The sequence below is a fragment of the Pseudomonas protegens genome, from assembly GCF_003363755.1.
Classification (GTDB): domain Bacteria; phylum Pseudomonadota; class Gammaproteobacteria; order Pseudomonadales; family Pseudomonadaceae; genus Aquipseudomonas; species Aquipseudomonas danubii.
Genome location: NZ_CP031396.1, coordinates 2,777,412 through 2,793,603, shown reverse-complemented (window position 1 = coordinate 2,793,603; position 16,192 = coordinate 2,777,412). Strand labels below are relative to the sequence as shown.

Genomic DNA, 16,192 nt, shown 5'->3' with positions numbered 1-16,192 from the left:
ATACGACAGTGCCACGTTCTCTGAAAAAAGGTCCTTTTATTGATCTTCACCTACTGAAGAAGATCGAAGTGGCGGCGGAAAAGAACGATCGCAAACCAGTTAAGACCTGGTCGCGCCGTTCCATGATCCTGCCACAAATGGTCGGTCTGACCATCGCTGTGCATAACGGTCGTCAACATGTTCCAGTTCTCGTGAACGAAGACATGGTCGGCCACAAACTGGGCGAGTTCGCCGGTACCCGTACATATCGCGGGCACGTGGCTGACAAGAAAGCCAAGCGTTAAGGGGTAAGGAATGATGGAAGTAGCCGCTAAGTTGTCGGGCGCTCGAATCTCCGCCCAGAAAGCCCGCTTGGTCGCCGACCAGATCCGCGGGAAGAAGGTGGGCGAAGCGCTCAACCTGTTGGCTTTCAGCAGTAAGAAAGCCGCCGAGATCATGAAGAAAGTGCTGGAGTCGGCCGTAGCCAACGCCGAGCATAACGAAGGCGCAGACGTTGATGACCTGAAAGTCTCCACCGTTTTCGTCAACGAAGGGCGTTCGCTGAAGCGCATCATGCCACGTGCCAAAGGCCGTGCTGATCGCATCGTCAAGCGGTCTTGCCATATCACTGTCAAGGTTGCTGACAAGTAACGGAGTCGAAGAGATGGGTCAGAAAGTACATCCCATTGGCATTCGCCTGGGAATCGTCAAGGAGCACACCTCCGTCTGGTACGCAGACGGTCGGACTTATGCGGACTATTTGCTCGCAGATCTGAATGTGCGTGAGTATCTCCAAGACAAACTAAAAAGCGCGTCCGTAAGCCGTATCGATATCCATCGTCCGGCTCAAACTGCACGCATCACCATCCACACCGCTCGTCCCGGCATCGTGATCGGCAAGAAAGGTGAAGATGTTGAGAAGCTGCGTCAGGACCTGACCAAGCAAATGGGTGTGCCTGTGCACATCAATATCGAAGAGATCCGCAAGCCGGAGCTCGACGGTATGCTGGTTGCGCAGAGCGTAGCTCAGCAGCTGGAGCGTCGCGTAATGTTCCGTCGTGCTATGAAGCGCGCCGTACAGAACGCCATGCGCATTGGTGCCAAGGGCATCAAAATCCAAGTGAGCGGTCGTCTCGGCGGTGCTGAAATCGCACGTACTGAATGGTATCGCGAAGGTCGTGTGCCACTGCACACCCTGCGTGCCGATATCGACTATGCCACCTACGAAGCTCACACCACTTATGGTGTGATCGGTGTGAAGGTTTGGATCTTCAAAGGCGAAGTAATTGGTGGTCGCCAAGAAGAGCTGAAGCCGCAAGCACCTGCGCCTCGTAAAAAAGCTGCTAAGTAAGGGGTACGCCAAATGTTGCAACCAAAGCGTACGAAGTTCCGCAAGCAAATGACCGGCCACAACCGTGGTCTGGCATTGCGCGGTAGCAAAGTCAGCTTCGGCGAGTTCGCGCTGAAGTCTGTTGCTCGTGGTCGTCTCACCGCTCGTCAGATCGAGTCAGCGCGTCGTGCTCTGACCCGTCACGTAAAACGTGGTGGCAAGATCTGGATCCGTGTATTCCCGGACAAGCCTATTTCCAAGAAGCCACTCGAAGTTCGGATGGGTAAAGGTAAGGGTAACGTCGAATACTGGGTTGCCCAGATTCAGCCAGGCAAAGTCCTGTATGAAATCGAGGGTGTTTCTGAAGAGCTGGCGCGTGAGGCTTTCGCCCTGGCTGCTGCAAAGCTGCCGCTCGCCACCTCCTTTGTTAAGCGGACGGTGATGTGATGAAAGCGAATGAACTTCGTGAAAAATCCGCACAGCAGCTGAACGAGCAACTGCTCGGCCTGCTGCGCGACCAGTTCAATCTGCGTATGCAGAAAGCAACTGGCCAGTTGGGGCAGTCTCATCTGCTCTCGCAAGTTAAGCGTGACATCGCTCGCGTGAAGACTGTGCTCAACCAGCAGGCAGGTAAGTAATCATGGCTGAAGCCGAAAAAACTGTCCGTACGCTGACTGGCCGTGTTGTCAGCGACAAGATGGACAAGACCATCACCGTTCTGATCGAGCGTCGCGTTAAGCACCCTATCTACGGTAAATACGTTAAGCGTTCGACTAAGCTGCACGCGCACGACGAAACCAATCAGTGCCACATCGGCGACAAAGTCACTATTCGTGAAACTCGTCCGATGGCCAAGACCAAGTCTTGGGCTCTGGTTGATGTTCTCGAACGCGCTGTGGAAGTCTAAGGGCTAGGGGTCGGAGAAATTATATGATTCAGACTCAATCCATGCTCGATGTGGCCGATAACAGCGGCGCTCGCCGCGTTATGTGCATCAAGGTGCTGGGTGGCTCCCATCGTCGTTACGCTGGTATCGGTGACATCATCAAAGTTACCGTCAAGGAAGCAATTCCTCGCGGTAAGGTGAAAAAAGGCCAAGTGATGACTGCAGTTGTAGTCCGCACTCGCCATGGTGTTCGTCGTGCTGACGGCTCCATCATCCGCTTTGATGGCAACGCTGCTGTTCTGTTGAACAACAAGCAAGAGCCGATCGGCACCCGTATCTTTGGGCCAGTGACCCGTGAACTTCGTACTGAGAAGTTCATGAAGATCGTCTCGCTCGCCCCAGAAGTGCTGTAAGGAGATCCGACATGCAAAAGATTCGTCGTGACGACGAGATCATCGTGATCGCCGGCAAAGACAAAGGTAAGCGCGGTAAGGTGCTTAAAGTTCTGGCTGATGACCGTCTGGTTGTCGGTGGCCTGAACCTGGTCAAGCGTCATACCAAGCCTAACCCGATGTCGGGCGTACAGGGCGGTATCGTCGAGAAAGAAGCGCCACTGCACGCTTCCAACGTCGCCATTTTCAACGGCGAAACCAACAAGGCTGACCGCGTTGGTTTCAAAGTAGAAGACGGCAAAAAAATTCGTGTCTTCAAGTCGACCCAAAAAGCGGTTGATGCTTGAACACTGCTAGGTAGAAGACCATGGCACGACTAAAAGAGATTTACCGGAAGGAAATCGCTCCGAAACTTAAGGAAGAACTTAAGCTTTCGAACGTGATGGAAGTTCCGCGCGTTACCAAAATCACCCTGAACATGGGTCTGGGCGAAGCAATCGGCGACAAAAAAGTCATCGAGCATGCTGTTGCTGACCTGGAAAAGATCACCGGCCAGAAAGTCGTTGTGACCTACGCTCGTAAATCCATCGCTGGCTTCAAAGTCCGCGAAGGATGGCCGATCGGCGTCAAAGTGACCCTGCGCCGTGAGCGTATGTACGAGTTCCTGGATCGTCTGCTGTCGATCTCCCTGCCTCGGGTTCGCGACTTCCGCGGCCTGAATGCCAAGTCCTTCGATGGTCGTGGTAACTACAGCATGGGCGTGAAAGAGCAGATCATTTTCCCGGAAATCGATTACGACAAGATCGATGCTCTCCGCGGTCTGGACATTACCCTGACCACCACTGCTAAGAACGATGATGAAGGCCGCGCTCTGCTGCGTGCTTTCAAATTCCCGTTCCGCAACTGATTGGAGTAGGAAAATGGCCAAGAAGAGCATGAAAAACCGTGAGCTGAAGCGTCAGCTTACTGTTGCCAAGTACGCCACCAAGCGTGCAGCGCTGAAAGCTATCATCGTGGATCTGAACGCAAGTCCAGAAGCCCGTTGGGAAGCTACCGTAGCGCTGCAGAAGCAGCCACGTGACGCAAGCGCCTCGCGCATGCGTAACCGCTGCCGCCTGACTGGTCGTCCGCACGGCGTTTACCGCAAGTTCGGCCTTGGCCGTAACAAGCTGCGTGAAGCTGCAATGCGTGGTGACGTACCAGGTCTGGTTAAAGCCAGCTGGTAATAGCTATCAAAGTCGCGGTGGTCGGGCTCGTAAGATCCCGATCACCGGTGGCCTTGAATCTGAATCAAGCCCCTTTTGGGGCTTGATTCATTTCTGGGGTGTGTCTAGAATGACCGGCTCGCCTGAGCCCGTGTTTTTTGCCCGGAATTTCTCGGCGACAGTTGTAGCCGCAAGGCTAATTCTTTTTGTATCAGGAGCATCTAGCCCATGAGTATGCAGGACCCGTTAGCGGACATGCTAACTCGAATCCGTAATGCCCAGATGGCTGAAAAGTCCGTCGTAAGCATGCCGTCTTCCACGCTGAAGGTGGCTGTAGCAAAAGTCCTGAAGGACGAAGGTTACATCGCGGGTTATCAGATCAGCAGCGAAATCAAACCTCTGCTGTCCATCGAGCTGAAATACTTCGAAGGCCGTCCGGTCATCGAGGAAGTGAAGCGCGTTAGCCGTCCAGGCCTGCGTCAGTACAAGTCCGTTGAAGAACTGCCGAAAGTACGTGGCGGTCTTGGCGTGTCTATCGTCTCCACCAACAAAGGTGTGATGACTGATCGTGCTGCGCGCGCTGCCGGTGTCGGCGGCGAAGTTCTTTGCACTGTGTTCTAAGGGGGGATAAGCATGTCTCGCGTCGCTAAGAACCCCGTTAAGCTGCCAGCTGGTGTCGAAGTTAAATTCGCCGGCCAACAGCTTTCGGTGAAGGGTGCCAAGGGCACTCTCGAACTGAACGTTCACTCGTCCGTTGAAATTGTTGAGGAAGCTGGTGAGCTGCGTTTCGCTGCTCGCAATGGCGACCAACAAACTCGTGCAATGGCCGGTACCACTCGTGCTCTGGTAAACAACATGGTCCAAGGCGTTAGCCAAGGCTTCGAGCGTAAGCTCCAACTGGTCGGTGTTGGTTACAAGGCACAAGCAAAAGGCACAGTGCTGAACCTGGCCCTCGGCTTCTCGCATCCAGTGGATTACGAACTGCCGGAAGGCATCACCGCTGAGACTCCTAGCCAGACCGATATCCTGATCAAGGGCATCGATAAGCAGCTGGTAGGTCAAGTGGCCGCTGAGATCCGCGACTTCCGTCCACCAGAGCCTTACAAAGGTAAAGGTGTGCGCTACGCGGACGAAGTCGTCCGTCGTAAAGAAGCCAAGAAGAAGTAGGGCATAGCAAATGACCGACAAAAAAGTTACTCGACTGCGTCGCGCTCGCAAAGCACGCCTGAAAATGCACGAACTCGAAGTCGTGCGTCTCTGCGTGTTCCGCTCTTCGCAGCACATCTACGCCCAGGTCATTTCGGCCGACGGCAACAAAGTCTTGGCGAGTGCCTCGACTTTGGATAAAGAACTGCGTGATGGCGCCACTGGCAACATCGACGCGGCCACTAAGGTTGGCCAGCTGGTCGCTACGCGTGCAAAAGCCGCTGGCGTCTCGCAGGTGGCTTTCGACCGCTCTGGCTTCAAGTACCACGGCCGCGTCAAGGCGCTGGCTGATGCTGCTCGTGAAGCTGGGCTGGAGTTCTAAGTTATGTCAAATAACGACCAAAAGCGCGACGAAGGCTACATCGAGAAGCTGGTTCAAGTTAACCGCGTAGCCAAAACCGTTAAAGGCGGCCGTATCTTCACTTTCACCGCGTTGACCGTGGTTGGTGATGGTAAGGGCCGTGTTGGCTTCGGCCGTGGCAAGTCGCGTGAAGTGCCTGCTGCGATCCAGAAGGCAATGGAAGCTGCTCGCCGCAACATGATCCAAGTTGATCTGAACGGCACCACTCTGCAGTACGCTATGAAGTCCGCTCATGGCGCTTCCAAGGTGTACATGCAGCCTGCTTCTGAAGGTACCGGTATCATCGCTGGCGGCGCTATGCGTGCTGTCCTTGAAGTTGCTGGTGTTCAGAACGTTCTGGCCAAGTGCTACGGCTCGACTAACCCAGTAAACGTGGTTCATGCCACTTTCAAAGGTTTGAAGGCTATGCAGTCCCCTGAATCCATTGCCGCCAAGCGTGGCAAAAGCGTCCAGGAGATCATCTGATCATGGCTACCGTTAAAGTAACGCTGATCAAAAGCATGACCGGCCGTATCCCTAACCACAAACTGTGCGTTAAGGGTCTGGGCCTGCGTCGCATCGGTCACACTGTAGAAGTCCAAGATACTCCCGAGAACCGCGGGATGATCAACAAGGCTTACTACATGCTGCGTGTCGAGGGTTAATCGATGAAACTCAATGATCTGAGTCCAGCGCCGGGTTCCCGTCGCGAAAAGCATCGTCCGGGCCGTGGTATCGGTAGTGGTTTGGGTAAGACTGGTGGCCGTGGTCACAAAGGTCAGACTTCCCGCTCCGGTGGCACCATCGCTCCAGGCTTTGAAGGCGGTCAACAGCCGCTGCATCGTCGCCTGCCGAAGTTCGGTTTCGTTTCCCTGAAAGCCATGGACCGCGCAGAAGTGCGTCTGTCCGAGTTGGCCAAAGTGGAAGGCGACATCGTTACCGTGCAGTCCCTGAAAGATGCCAACGTGATTAACCAGAACGTTCAGCGTGTGAAAATCATGCTGTCCGGCGAAGTTACTCGCGCTGTGACCATCAAGGGTATCGCAGCCACCAAAGGTGCGCGTGCGGCTATCGAAGCAGCTGGCGGCAAGTTCGAGGAATAAATGGCTAAGCAAGGTGCTCTCTCTGCGCTCGGCAAAGGCGGTATGTCTGAACTCTGGGCTCGTCTGCGTTTTCTGTTCCTGGCGATTATCGTCTACCGAATAGGCGCACACATCCCGGTTCCAGGTATCAACCCGGACCGACTCGCAGACCTGTTTCGACAGAATGAGGGGACCATTCTTAGCTTGTTCAACATGTTTTCCGGCGGCGCGCTGGAGCGGATGAGCATTTTTGCACTGGGGATCATGCCGTACATCTCGGCTTCGATCATCATGCAACTTATGACAGCCGTCAGTCCGCAGTTGGAGCAGTTGAAGAAGGAAGGTGAAGCTGGCCGTCGCAAGATCAGCCAGTACACCCGCTACGGCACTGTCGTCCTAGCTCTGGTTCAGGCCATCGGCATGTCCGTTGGTCTGGCAGGGCAGGGCGTTGCGTTCACTGGTGACTTTGGCTTCCATTTCGTCGCGGTATCCACGTTTGTGGCTGGTGCGATGTTCATGATGTGGCTGGGTGAGCAGATTACTGAGCGTGGTGTTGGCAACGGTATCTCGATGTTGATTTTCGCAGGTATCGTCGCCGGTCTTCCGAGAGCGATCGGGCAGTCTTTCGAGTCTGCGCGTCAGGGTGATATCAACATTTTTGCCTTGGTTGCGATCGGTTTGCTGGCAGTAGCGATTATCGGTTTTGTGGTGTTCATTGAGCGTGGCCAGCGTCGTATTGCTGTTCACTACGCCAAGCGTCAGCAGGGCCGCAAGGTTTTTGCTGCGCAGACCAGCCACTTGCCGCTGAAAGTGAATATGGCCGGTGTAATTCCTGCTATCTTCGCGAGCAGCATTTTGCTGTTTCCGGCTTCGTTGGGTGCCTGGTTCGGTCAGTCTGAAGGTATGGGCTGGTTGCAGGACATCTCGCAGTCGATCGCTCCTGGTCAGCCGTTGAATATTCTGCTGTTTAGTGCAGGGATTATTTTCTTCTGCTTCTTCTATACGGCGTTGATGTTCAATCCGAAAGACGTAGCGGAAAACCTGAAGAAGTCCGGTGCCTTTATTCCGGGCATCCGTCCAGGTGAGCAGTCGGCGCGCTACATTGATGGCGTTCTGACCCGCTTGACCATGTTCGGTGCTCTATATATGACGGCCGTGTGTCTGTTGCCCCAGTTCCTGGTGGTTGCTGCAAACGTTCCGTTCTACCTTGGCGGGACCTCGTTGCTGATCGTGGTCGTGGTTGTTATGGACTTTATGTCGCAAGTACAATCGCACCTCGTTTCCCACCAGTACGAATCCCTGATGAAGAAAGCCAACCTGAAGGGTTACGGCAGCGGCATGCTGCGCTAATCCATAAGGTTCGAGGAGTTGGTGATGAAAGTTCGTGCATCGGTGAAAAAGCTGTGCCGTAACTGCAAGATTATTCGCCGCGAAGGTGTTGTTCGAGTAATTTGCAGCGCGGAACCGCGTCACAAACAGCGCCAAGGCTGAGTGTGATTGTGCTTCAAGCCCGGCAGCTAGTGCGCTGCCGGGTTGATTATTTGTTATTACAGCGATATTATCTCGCGCCCTATTTCTTGGCTTCCGGGGCGTAGGTAGCTGTCAATTGGAGTCCCACTGAATGGCCCGTATTGCAGGCGTTAACATTCCAGATAACAAGCATACTGTTATCTCGCTGACCTACATCTATGGTGTTGGTCGCACTACTGCGCAGAAAATCTGTGCAGTGACTGGGGTCAACCCAGCTGCGAAGATCAAGGATCTGAGCGACGAGCAAATTGAACAGCTGCGTGGCGAAGTGGCGAAGTTCACCACTGAAGGTGACCTGCGTCGCGAAATCAACATGAAAATCAAACGCTTGATGGATCTGGGCTGCTACCGCGGTCTGCGCCATCGTCGTGGTCTTCCAGTGCGCGGTCAGCGTACCAAGACCAACGCGCGTACTCGCAAAGGTCCGCGTAAGCCGATCCGCAAGTAATCGCACCAGCGAATCGACAGGAATTTAGTCATGGCAAAACCTGCTGCTCGTCCTCGTAAAAAGATTAAAAAGACAGTGGTTGATGGCATCGCCCACATCCACGCGTCTTTCAACAACACCATCGTGACCATTACCGACCGTCAAGGTAACGCTCTTTCCTGGGCAACCTCCGGTGGTTCGGGTTTCCGCGGTTCTCGCAAGTCCACCCCGTTCGCTGCTCAAGTAGCTGCCGAGCGTGCTGGTCAAGCTGCGCTGGAATATGGCCTGAAGAACCTCGACGTTAACGTCAAGGGGCCAGGTCCAGGTCGTGAATCCGCAGTCCGCGCTTTGAACGGCTGTGGCTACAAGATCGCCAGCATCACCGACGTGACGCCAATCCCGCACAACGGGTGCCGTCCGCCGAAGAAGCGCCGCGTGTAATCCAGGAGATTGTAAAGAATGGCTCGTTACATTGGTCCAAAATGCAAACTGGCTCGTCGCGAAGGCACCGATCTCTTCCTGAAGAGCGGCGTGCGCGCTATCGAATCCAAGTGCAACATCGAAGCAGCTCCTGGCATCCACGGCCAGCGTCGTGGTCGTCAATCCGACTACGGTACTCAGCTGCGTGAAAAGCAAAAAGTTCGTCGTATCTACGGCGTGCTCGAGCGTCAATTCAGCGGCTACTACAAACAAGCAGCTGGCAAGAAGGGCGCAACCGGCGAAAACCTGTTGCAACTGCTCGAATCCCGTCTGGACAACGTTGTATACCGCATGGGCTTCGGTTCTACTCGTGCCGAGTCCCGTCAGCTGGTATCGCACAAGTCGATCAGCGTAAACGGTCAGACCGTTAACGTTCCGTCCTACCAGGTTCGTGCTGGTGACGTGGTTGCTGTTCGCGAGAAAGCAAAAAATCAACTTCGCATTGTCCAAGCTCTCGATCTGTGTGCTCAACGTGGCCGCGTAGAATGGGTAGAAGTAGACACTGAGAAGAAGTCGGGCGTTTTCAAGAACGTTCCAGCTCGCAGTGATCTGTCCGCCGACATCAACGAAAGCCTGATTGTCGAGCTCTACTCCAAGTAAGGGCTAGAAAATAGGTGCATCCATGCAGATTTCGGTAAATGAGTTCCTGACACCCCGCCACATTGATGTGCAGGTTGTCAGTCCAACCCGCGCCAAGATCACCCTCGAGCCTCTCGAGCGTGGTTTTGGCCACACCCTGGGCAACGCGCTGCGCCGCATCCTGTTGTCCTCAATGCCCGGCTGTGCAGTAGTCGAGGCCGAGATTGACGGTGTGCTCCACGAGTACAGCGCCATCGAAGGTGTACAGGAAGACGTAATTGAAATCCTGTTGAACCTTAAAGGTCTGGCTATCAAGCTGCACGGCCGTGACGAAGTTACGCTGACCTTGTCGAAGAAGGGTTCGGGGGTGGTTACCGCTGCCGATATTCAGCTGGATCATGATGTCGAGATCGTTAACCCCGATCACGTAATCGCTAACCTGGCGTCTAACGGCGCCCTGAACATGAAGCTCGTAGTAGCTCGTGGTCGTGGTTATGAACCGGCCGACTCGCGTCAGAGCGATGAAGACGAAAGCCGCAGCATTGGTCGCTTGCAGCTTGACTCTTCGTTCAGCCCGGTTCGCCGTATCGCATACGTGGTGGAAAACGCCCGTGTCGAGCAGCGTACTAACCTGGACAAGCTGGTTATTGATCTGGAAACCAACGGTACTCTGGATCCTGAAGAGGCTATCCGTCGTGCTGCAACCATTCTGCAACAGCAGTTGGCTGCGTTCGTCGACCTCAAAGGTGACAGTGAGCCAGTGGTAGTCGAGCAGGAAGACGAGATCGATCCGATCCTGCTTCGCCCGGTTGACGATCTGGAACTGACTGTACGTTCGGCTAACTGCCTTAAGGCGGAAAACATTTACTACATCGGCGACCTGATTCAGCGTACCGAAGTAGAACTGTTGAAGACTCCGAACCTGGGCAAGAAATCCTTGACCGAAATCAAGGACGTTCTGGCCTCCCGCGGTCTGTCCCTCGGCATGCGCCTCGACAACTGGCCGCCTGCAAGTCTTAAGAAGGACGACAAGGCGACTGCCTGATCGTCGTAATCACCGAACGTTGTGTTTGGTAAGGAATGAACCATGCGTCATCGTAAAAGTGGGCGTCACCTGAGCCGCACCAGCTCGCACCGCAAGGCCATGTTCCAGAACATGGCGGTGTCGCTGTTCGAGCACGAGCTGATCAAAACTACACTGCCGAAAGCTAAAGAACTGCGCCGCGTTGCCGAGCCGCTGATCACTTTGGCCAAGACAGACAGCCTGGCTAACCGCCGTCTGGCTTTCGACCGTACTCGTTCGAAAGCTATCGTTGGTAAGCTCTTCAACGACCTGGGCAAGCGTTACGCTACCCGTGAGGGTGGCTACCTGCGCATCCTCAAGTGCGGTTTCCGCGCTGGCGACAACGCTCCTATGGCGTACGTTGAACTGGTTGATCGTGCTGTCGGCGGTGAAGCTGTATCCGCTGAGTAAGACGTCAGTCTGAAACAAGGAACCGGGCCTAGTGCCCGGTTTTTTGTATCTGTATGTATTAGATATTTCTATCGTTAGCTAATGTGTAATGCATTGGATCTTGTAACACTGCTGGTCAATACTCTTCGTCAGCCGATTAGCCGGCAGTTTCACAGACTGACAGAGGAAGATTGTGCATGAGCCAGACCAAAACTCTTACTACCGCTAGTGGCGCTCCTGTCGCTGATAACCAGAATTCCCGTTCCGCCGGCCCTCGTGGCCCGCTGCTTCTCGACGATTTTCACCTGATCGAAAAGCTCGCCCATTTCAATCGCGAGAATATCCCTGAGCGTCGCGTGCACGCCAAGGGCTCGGGTGCCTACGGCACTTTCACGGTCTCTCGCGACATCACCCAATACACCAGTGCCAAGTTGTTTGAAGCGGTTGGCAAGAAAACTCCGACCTTCCTGCGTTTCTCTACAGTAGGCGGCGAGCGTGGTTCGGCTGACACCGAGCGCGATCCCCGCGGCTTTGCCCTTAAGTTCTACACCGAAGAAGGCAACTGGGACATCGTGGGTAACAACACCCCGGTCTTCTTCATTCGTGACCCGCTGAAGTTTCCCGATTTCATCCACACCCAGAAGCGCCTTCCTCAGAGCAACCTGAAAAGTGCTCAGATGATGTGGGACTTCTGGTCGCATTCGCCTGAGGCGCTGCACCAGGTAACCATTCTGTTTTCCGATCGGGGCATTCCAGACGGTTACCGTCATATGCACGGCTTTGGCAGTCACACCTACAGCCTGATCAACGCCAAGGGCGAGCGGCACTGGGTCAAGTGGCACTACAAGACCAAGCAGGGCATCAAGAATCTGGCGCCGGCAGAGGCTGCACGTCTGGCGGGTACCGATCCGGATTACGCTCAGCGCGACCTGTTCAACGCGATCGAGCGCGGCGACTTTCCGAAGTGGAGCGTGTGCATCCAGATCATGACTGAGGCGCAAGCCGCGGCGCACTATGAGAACCCGTTCGATGTGACCAATACCTGGTCGCAGAAGGAGTTCCCGTTGATCGAGGTTGGCGAGTTGGAGTTGAACCGCAATCCGCTGAACTACTTCGCTGAGGTCGAACAGGCCGCTTTCGGACCAAGCAACATGGTGCCAGGGGTCGGGCTTTCTCCAGATCGCATGCTGCAGGGCCGGGTGTTTGCTTACGCCGATGCTCACCGTTATCGCGTTGGTACCAATCACCAGCAACTGCCAGTGAATGCGCCGCTGAGCCCGGTGAACAGCTATCAGCGCGACGGCTCCATGGCTTTCGGAAGCAATGGCGGTGCTGCGCCGAACTACGAGCCCAACAGCTACAGCGATGCGCCTAAGCAGGCTCCACGCTACGCAGAACCGCCCCTTGCCCTTAGCGGTGGCGCAGACCGCTACGATCATCGCGAAGACACCGACTATTACAGTCATGCAGGAGCTCTGTTCCGCTTGATGAATGATGAGCAGAAGGCTCTGTTGATCAACAACATTGCCGGTGCCATGACTGGAGTGACTGCTGATGTGGTTGATCGTCAGCTGCAACATTTCTATAAGGCTGACCCGGCTTACGGCGAGGGTATTGCCAAGGCTTTGGGTGTATCGCTCAAGTAAGTCTAAATAAGAAGCAGAACCGCCCTCATTTGGGCGGTTTTTGCGTTATTTATACTGCTTTTCTCAGATAATCTTCACTTTTTCGGTTATTTCTAAGTGACCTGCAAGTCAGCTTGGTTCACACTATCGACTTTCAAGCAGGGAGATGTAGGGCGATGCAAGGTCACCCGGACGTAATCGATTACCTCAACACGTTGCTGACGGGCGAACTGGCAGCACGCGACCAATATTTCATCCACTCGCGGATGTACGAAGACTGGGGCTTTACCAAGCTCTACGAGCGTATCAACCACGAAATGGAAGAAGAGGCGCAACACGCCGATGCCCTGATGCGCCGCATTCTGATGCTCGAAGGCACGCCGCGCATGCGTCCTGACGATCTCGACACCGGGACCACGGTGCCGGACATGCTGGCCAGCGACTTGCGCCTTGAATACAAGGTTCGCGCTGCGCTGTGCAAAGGCATCGAGCTGTGTGAACTGCACAAGGACTACGTCAGCCGCGACATTCTGCGTATCCAGTTGGCAGATACCGAGGAAGATCACACCTACTGGCTGGAGAAGCAGTTGGGCCTGATCAAATCCATCGGGCTGGAGAACTACCTGCAGTCGCAGTTCTGACTGCATAAGGCGTGGATACCGGTTCGTGAGCAAGCTCGCTCCTACGGTAGATGCGTCAAGCCTGAGATGTAAAAAAGCCCCTGTCACCGTGAGATGATAGGGGCTTTTTCATGGGGCTCAGGCTCGATCGCGGCTTAGCAGCGGCTTGAGGTAGTGCCCGGTGTGGGACTGCGGCATTTCCGCTACCTGTTCCGGGGTGCCGACGGCGATGATCTGGCCGCCTTTGGAGCCGCCTTCCGGCCCCAGGTCCACCAGCCAGTCGGCCGTTTTGATCACATCCAGGTTGTGCTCGATCACTACCACTGTGTTGCCGTGATCACGCAGGCGGTGCAGGACGTCCAGCAATTGCTGGATATCCGCGAAGTGCAACCCAGTGGTCGGTTCATCGAGGATATACAGGGTCTTGCCAGTGTCACGCTTGGACAGCTCGCGTGACAGCTTGACCCGTTGAGCCTCGCCGCCAGACAGCGTGGTAGCCGACTGACCGAGCTTGATGTAGGACAGGCCCACATCCATCAGGGTCTGCAGCTTACGCGCCAGGGCCGGGACGGGAGCGAAGAATTCGCGGGCCTCCTCGATGGTCATTTCCAGCACCTCGTGGATGCTCTTGCCCTTGTACTTGATCTCCAGCGTCTCGCGGTTGTAGCGCTTGCTCTTGCACACATCGCAGGGCACGTAGATGTCCGGCAGGAAGTGCATCTCGACCTTGATCAAGCCATCGCCCTGGCAGGCTTCGCAGCGTCCACCCTTGACGTTGAAGGAGAAGCGTCCAGGCCCGTAGCCTCGGGAACGGGACTCAGGAACCCCAGCGAACAACTCGCGGATCGGCGTGAACAGCCCGGTGTAAGTGGCTGGGTTGGAGCGCGGAGTACGACCGATCGGGCTCTGATCGATATCCACGACCTTATCCAGGTGCTGCAGACCATTGATGCTGTCGTGAGGCGCTGCCTCCAGGGTCGTGGCACCGTTCAATGCTGTGGCGCTCAATGGAAACAGGGTGTTGTTGATCAGCGTCGACTTGCCCGAGCCGGAAACCCCGGTCACGCAGGTCAGCAGGCCGATGGGAATTTCCAGGTCGACATTGCGCAGGTTGTTGCCGCGAGCGCCCTTGAGTGTCAGGGACAGCTTCTTGTTGCGCGGCGTACGTTTGGCCGGCACCACGATCTTCACCCGGCCCGACAAGTACTTGCCGGTCAACGAGTCCGGGTGCGCCATGACTTCAGCAGCCGTGCCTTCGGCGACGATACGGCCACCGTGCACACCGGCGCCCGGGCCGATATCCACCACATAGTCGGCCAGGCGGATAGCGTCTTCGTCGTGTTCAACCACGATTACGGTGTTGCCAATATCCCGCAGGTGTTTCAGGGTCCCCAGCAGCCGATCATTGTCCCGCTGGTGCAGGCCAATGGATGGTTCGTCGAGGATGTACATGACCCCCACCAGGCCGGCACCGATCTGGCTGGCCAGGCGAATACGCTGAGCTTCGCCGCCGGACAGGGTATCGGCACTGCGATCCAGGGTGAGGTAGTCGAGCCCGACGTTCACCAAGAACTGCAGGCGCTCGCGGATCTCCTTGAGGATCTTGTCGGCAATCTCACCACGGCGTCCGGTGAGTTTCAGCGTACCGAAGTAGTTCGTGGCATCGCCGATGGGCAGGCTGGTGACCGCCGGAAGGGTCTTCTCGCCGACCCAGACATGGCGAGCCTCGCGACGCAGGCGCGTGCCACGGCAATCCGGACAGGGCTGGGTGCTGAGGAACTTGGCCAGCTCTTCACGGACGGTGGCCGATTCGGTCTCCCGATAGCGCCGTTCCAGGTTCGGCACTATGCCTTCGAAGGGGTGGGAGCGCTTGACGATGTCGCCCCGGTCGTTGAGGTACTTGAAGTCGACGTTCTGGGTGCCACTGCCGTGCAGGATGACCTTCTGCTGATCCGCCGGCAGTTGGTTGAACGGCACTTCCAGGCTGAAGCCGTAATGAGAGGCCAGTGAACCGAGCATCTGGAAGTAATAGACGTTGCGTCGGTCCCAGCCGCGAATCGCCCCTTCGGCCAAGGTCAGTTCGCCATTGACCAGGCGCTTGATGTCGAAGAACTGCTTGACCCCCAGACCGTCGCAGGTAGGACAAGCGCCGGCGGGGTTGTTGAAGGAGAACAGCTTGGGTTCCAGTTCGCTGATGGCATGACCGCAAATCGGGCAGGCGAAACGCGCGGAGAAGATCATCTCTTCCCCCGGCTCGTCGTCCATCGGCGCTACCAGGGCAATCCCGTCCGCCAGTTTCAGCGCGGTTTCAAAGGACTCTGCTAGACGCTGCTGCAGATCGCCACGCACCTTGAAGCGGTCGACCACCACATCGATGGAATGCTTCTTCTGTTTATCCAGCTTCGGCAACTCGTCCAGTTCAAACAGCTTGCCGTTGACCCGGGCCCGCACGAAGCCCTGGGCCCGCAGCTCTTCAAAGACCGAGAGGTGTTCGCCCTTGCGCTCACGAATGACCGGGGCCAGCAGCATCAGCTTGCTGCCTTCGGGCTGCGCCAGCACCAGGTCGACCATCTGGCTGACGGTCTGGGCTTCCAGCGGAATGTCGTGGTCCGGACAGCGCGGGGTGCCCACGCGAGCATAGAGCAGGCGCAGGTAATCGTAGATTTCGGTAATGGTGCCGACGGTGGAGCGCGGGTTGTGAGAGGTGGATTTCTGTTCGATGGATATCGCCGGCGACAGCCCTTCGATGGTGTCGACATCGGGCTTTTCCATCATCGACAGGAACTGTCGGGCGTAAGCCGACAGCGATTCGACATAGCGGCGCTGGCCTTCGGCATAAAGCGTGTCGAAAGCCAGGGACGACTTGCCGGACCCAGACAGCCCGGTGATGACGATCAACTTGTCCCGCGGCAGGGTCAGGTCGATGTTCTTCAGGTTGTGGGTGCGGGCCCCACGAATCAGAATCTTGTCCAAAAGTGGCCTCGATCGGCGGGCGTAAAGGCAGGAGTATAAAACCAAACACTGGATGGATGCACACTATCATGCGGTGCTTTTTTGC

At 55.9% G+C, this 16,192-nt stretch carries 26 protein-coding genes; 25 read left to right on the top strand and 1 reads right to left on the bottom strand.

The features are described from left to right. Nucleotides 1–8: 8 nt before the first annotated feature. The 25 genes from rpsS to bfr all read left to right on the top strand — a co-directional run bounded on the left by rpsS (nt 9) and on the right by bfr (nt 13,155). Complete coding sequence (rpsS, locus tag DWF74_RS12475; RefSeq protein ID WP_002555486.1) at nt 9–284, top strand: 30S ribosomal protein S19; 276 nt, start codon at nt 9–11, stop codon at nt 282–284. A gap of 13 nt (nt 285–297) precedes the next feature. Next, nucleotides 298–630 carry a 50S ribosomal protein L22 gene (gene rplV / locus DWF74_RS12470; RefSeq protein ID WP_003103908.1) on the top strand — a complete coding sequence of 111 codons (333 nt, stop codon included), beginning with the start codon at nt 298–300 and terminating at the stop codon, nt 628–630. A gap of 13 nt (nt 631–643) precedes the next feature. After that, a complete protein-coding gene (rpsC, locus tag DWF74_RS12465; protein ID WP_007924192.1) occupies nt 644–1,330 on the top strand; it encodes a 30S ribosomal protein S3 in 687 nt (228 codons plus the stop codon). A gap of 12 nt (nt 1,331–1,342) precedes the next feature. Next, nucleotides 1,343–1,756: a 50S ribosomal protein L16 gene (rplP, locus tag DWF74_RS12460; RefSeq protein WP_003228729.1), complete on the top strand. Its 414-nt coding sequence runs from the start codon at nt 1,343–1,345 to the stop codon at nt 1,754–1,756. Further along, nucleotides 1,756–1,947 carry a 50S ribosomal protein L29 gene (gene rpmC, locus DWF74_RS12455; RefSeq protein ID WP_002555481.1) on the top strand — a complete coding sequence of 64 codons (192 nt, stop codon included), beginning with the start codon at nt 1,756–1,758 and terminating at the stop codon, nt 1,945–1,947. The genes rplP and rpmC overlap by 1 nt, the downstream gene beginning before the upstream one ends. A gap of 2 nt (nt 1,948–1,949) precedes the next feature. Next, nucleotides 1,950–2,216 (top strand): 30S ribosomal protein S17, encoded by a 267-nt coding sequence (gene rpsQ, locus DWF74_RS12450; RefSeq protein ID WP_003194644.1) that lies wholly within the window; start codon nt 1,950–1,952, stop codon nt 2,214–2,216. A gap of 23 nt (nt 2,217–2,239) precedes the next feature. Beyond that, entirely contained in the window at nt 2,240–2,608 is a 369-nt protein-coding gene (gene rplN / locus DWF74_RS12445) for a 50S ribosomal protein L14 (protein WP_002555479.1), read from the top strand. A gap of 11 nt (nt 2,609–2,619) precedes the next feature. Beyond that, a complete protein-coding gene (rplX, locus tag DWF74_RS12440) occupies nt 2,620–2,934 on the top strand; it encodes a 50S ribosomal protein L24 (protein WP_007896770.1) in 315 nt (104 codons plus the stop codon). A gap of 20 nt (nt 2,935–2,954) precedes the next feature. After that, nucleotides 2,955–3,494 (top strand): 50S ribosomal protein L5, encoded by a 540-nt coding sequence (rplE, locus tag DWF74_RS12435; protein ID WP_003210069.1) that lies wholly within the window; start codon nt 2,955–2,957, stop codon nt 3,492–3,494. Between the two features lie 13 nt (nt 3,495–3,507). After that, on the top strand, nt 3,508–3,813 hold the full coding sequence (rpsN, locus tag DWF74_RS12430) for a 30S ribosomal protein S14 (RefSeq protein WP_003228726.1): 306 nt from the start codon (nt 3,508–3,510) through the stop codon (nt 3,811–3,813). 207 nt (nt 3,814–4,020) lie between these two features. Next, nucleotides 4,021–4,413, top strand: coding sequence for a 30S ribosomal protein S8 (rpsH, locus tag DWF74_RS12425; protein ID WP_011063773.1), 393 nt, complete (start codon nt 4,021–4,023; stop codon nt 4,411–4,413). A gap of 12 nt (nt 4,414–4,425) precedes the next feature. Continuing rightward, complete coding sequence (rplF, locus tag DWF74_RS12420; RefSeq protein WP_025129400.1) at nt 4,426–4,959, top strand: 50S ribosomal protein L6; 534 nt, start codon at nt 4,426–4,428, stop codon at nt 4,957–4,959. Between the two features lie 10 nt (nt 4,960–4,969). Next, nucleotides 4,970–5,320 (top strand): 50S ribosomal protein L18, encoded by a 351-nt coding sequence (gene rplR, locus DWF74_RS12415; RefSeq protein WP_003186037.1) that lies wholly within the window; start codon nt 4,970–4,972, stop codon nt 5,318–5,320. 3 nt (nt 5,321–5,323) lie between these two features. Further along, entirely contained in the window at nt 5,324–5,824 is a 501-nt protein-coding gene (gene rpsE, locus DWF74_RS12410) for a 30S ribosomal protein S5 (protein WP_007924184.1), read from the top strand. A 2-nt stretch (nt 5,825–5,826) separates the two neighbouring features. Further along, nucleotides 5,827–6,003, top strand: coding sequence for a 50S ribosomal protein L30 (gene rpmD, locus DWF74_RS12405; RefSeq protein ID WP_003176408.1), 177 nt, complete (start codon nt 5,827–5,829; stop codon nt 6,001–6,003). 3 nt (nt 6,004–6,006) lie between these two features. Next, the gene (gene rplO / locus DWF74_RS12400) at nt 6,007–6,441 is read left to right on the top strand and encodes a 50S ribosomal protein L15 (protein ID WP_007924183.1); all 435 of its coding nucleotides are present in this window, start codon (nt 6,007–6,009) and stop codon (nt 6,439–6,441) included. Continuing rightward, nucleotides 6,442–7,770 (top strand): preprotein translocase subunit SecY, encoded by a 1,329-nt coding sequence (gene secY / locus DWF74_RS12395; protein WP_007924182.1) that lies wholly within the window; start codon nt 6,442–6,444, stop codon nt 7,768–7,770. Between the two features lie 24 nt (nt 7,771–7,794). Continuing rightward, nucleotides 7,795–7,911, top strand: a complete 117-nt coding sequence (rpmJ, locus tag DWF74_RS12390; RefSeq protein WP_002555468.1) for a 50S ribosomal protein L36 — start codon at nt 7,795–7,797, stop codon at nt 7,909–7,911. Between the two features lie 130 nt (nt 7,912–8,041). Then, nucleotides 8,042–8,398, top strand: coding sequence for a 30S ribosomal protein S13 (rpsM, locus tag DWF74_RS12385; RefSeq protein ID WP_003186020.1), 357 nt, complete (start codon nt 8,042–8,044; stop codon nt 8,396–8,398). Between the two features lie 30 nt (nt 8,399–8,428). Continuing rightward, nucleotides 8,429–8,818: a 30S ribosomal protein S11 gene (gene rpsK / locus DWF74_RS12380; protein WP_007924177.1), complete on the top strand. Its 390-nt coding sequence runs from the start codon at nt 8,429–8,431 to the stop codon at nt 8,816–8,818. A gap of 18 nt (nt 8,819–8,836) precedes the next feature. Next, nucleotides 8,837–9,457 carry a 30S ribosomal protein S4 gene (gene rpsD, locus DWF74_RS12375; protein WP_115581047.1) on the top strand — a complete coding sequence of 207 codons (621 nt, stop codon included), beginning with the start codon at nt 8,837–8,839 and terminating at the stop codon, nt 9,455–9,457. Between the two features lie 22 nt (nt 9,458–9,479). Then, nucleotides 9,480–10,481 (top strand): DNA-directed RNA polymerase subunit alpha, encoded by a 1,002-nt coding sequence (locus DWF74_RS12370; RefSeq protein ID WP_007970428.1) that lies wholly within the window; start codon nt 9,480–9,482, stop codon nt 10,479–10,481. Nucleotides 10,482–10,523: 42 nt separating this feature from the next. After that, nucleotides 10,524–10,910, top strand: coding sequence for a 50S ribosomal protein L17 (gene rplQ, locus DWF74_RS12365; RefSeq protein ID WP_007924175.1), 387 nt, complete (start codon nt 10,524–10,526; stop codon nt 10,908–10,910). Nucleotides 10,911–11,086: 176 nt separating this feature from the next. After that, a complete protein-coding gene (locus DWF74_RS12360) occupies nt 11,087–12,535 on the top strand; it encodes a catalase (RefSeq protein ID WP_115581046.1) in 1,449 nt (482 codons plus the stop codon). 155 nt (nt 12,536–12,690) lie between these two features. Beyond that, the gene (gene bfr, locus DWF74_RS12355) at nt 12,691–13,155 is read left to right on the top strand and encodes a bacterioferritin (protein ID WP_025129396.1); all 465 of its coding nucleotides are present in this window, start codon (nt 12,691–12,693) and stop codon (nt 13,153–13,155) included. A gap of 117 nt (nt 13,156–13,272) precedes the next feature. On the opposite strand, the gene uvrA is transcribed toward bfr, so the two are convergent. Further along, nucleotides 13,273–16,107, bottom strand: a complete 2,835-nt coding sequence (gene uvrA / locus DWF74_RS12350; protein ID WP_102865262.1) for an excinuclease ABC subunit UvrA — start codon at nt 16,105–16,107, stop codon at nt 13,273–13,275. Between the last annotated feature and the right edge of the window lie 85 nt (nt 16,108–16,192).